The following is a 418-nucleotide window of genomic DNA, read 5'->3' as shown; positions in this document are numbered from 1 at the left end:
AAACGGCAGTCGGCGGATACCCATTGGGGCGGCACTTTTTTCGCAGCGTCTTGGGCCTCTGGCGGATGCGGCACAGCCAATCCCTATACGGGTAGCTGCAGCTGTCCTGTTGGGTATCAGACCTACAACCAATTTTCCATTGCGGTCGGTGGCTGTCAGCCCTGCATCTCATACGGCTGCTTCAAACCTTAAGACACCAACCCCAGCCGTAGCGCTAGAACTTGCAGCAGAAGATCGTCGCGTAATCGTTCTGACCAATGATCAGTCCGGGTGTGCTTGCACCGCGCCACCCACTGCCGGTCGTATCCCAACCGGTCTTGGTATAGCCCACTGGACACGCGTAGGTCGTCACGTCATTGGCGCTATACCCTGGAATGTTATAGGCGGCGCAGGTAGGTGCGCTGCCTCCATTGCGACG

Annotated in this window: 1 pseudogene; it reads right to left on the bottom strand. The window is 57.9% G+C overall.

The window, feature by feature from the left end:
* Window positions 1-214 precede the first annotated feature (214 nt).
* Window positions 215-418: pseudogene (locus RND78_RS27935) on the bottom strand (shufflon system plasmid conjugative transfer pilus tip adhesin PilV); the annotation flags it as partial.

The organism is Pseudomonas oryzihabitans (assembly GCF_032027545.1).
GTDB classification, from domain to species: Bacteria; Pseudomonadota; Gammaproteobacteria; order Pseudomonadales; family Pseudomonadaceae; genus Chryseomonas; species Chryseomonas oryzihabitans_F.
This window is presented reverse-complemented; position numbering and strand designations above follow the sequence as displayed.